The sequence below is a fragment of the Nostoc sp. LEGE 12454 genome (assembly GCF_056620565.1).
The window spans coordinates 1-1,000 of sequence record NZ_JBWQXL010000124.1 but is presented as its reverse complement, the minus strand read 5'-3'; the positions used below and the strand labels follow the sequence as shown (position 1 = coordinate 1,000).

Annotated in this window: 1 protein-coding gene; it reads left to right on the top strand. The window is 45.6% G+C overall.

The window, feature by feature from the left end:
* Positions 1–1,000 (top strand): hypothetical protein (locus tag AC1F2U_RS34745; protein ID WP_480265278.1); only part of this gene is annotated, 1,000 nt, incomplete at both ends.

Below are 1,000 nucleotides of genomic sequence, written 5' to 3'. Positions count from 1 at the left end.
GAAATTGCAAGAATTGCTCAACAGGCTTATCAGGCTGAAAAAACAGCAATTAATGCAACAAATGCGGCTGGTACTTCGACAAAGGTCGCGAACAATGCATTTGATGCAGCCAGTAATACACAAAGAAAAACTGAGTTACTACAAAAGCAATCAGCCGATGCTTTTAGGAGACTTAATCAAGTAGAAGATATTGCGGTAACAGCAGCGCGAGAGTCATCGCTATCTAAAGGGTTGTCAAATCAAGCAATTAGTAACTCAGGGCAAGCGATAACAGAATCCGCAAAAGCCACTAACGCTGTAATCAACGCGTCCATTGAGGCAACTGGGATAAGGCAATTAGTCAACGGCATCGGCTCAAGGATTGACGGGATAGGTAAAGCTATCGGGGTTTTGGAATCAAAAACCGCTACGGCAATAACAAATGCTGCCAAAGCAATAGGTATCAGTAGTGAAGCCCTAGCAGCAACAGGAAGACTTGCAGGCAGGCTACTAGAAGCTTTTAACGCGATTGCTACCATATTCACGCTAATCGAGCAATTAGCAACCCTCAATATCTTGGGCGACCGTATAGACGCAGTAGAGAACGGTATACAGGCTTTAGGCAATGACTTATCGCGGGTGCTAGGTAAGTTGTTAGGACTGCAAAACCGGATCGGTAACAACGAAACTACGATCGCACAAGTGAAAAATATCGCCCTTGATGCCAAAGGTATTGGTGAAGCAGCGAATTTGAAAGCGGGTGCAGCACAAGTAACCGCTACTCGCGCTGAGAACTTTGCACAGATTGCTAATGGCAAGGCTAACCAAGCTCAAATTACTGCTGATGGTGCAGTGAGAAATGCTGGTATAGCAAACGAAAATGCTACCACTGCATATCAGAAAGCTTCTCTTGCACAAGGGATAGGGGAGCAAGCAAAGCGTATTGCACTTGATGCACTTGGCAAAGCAGGTCTGGCACTGACGACAGCGCTAACTGCTGTTGCACTTTATCAGGGCGTAA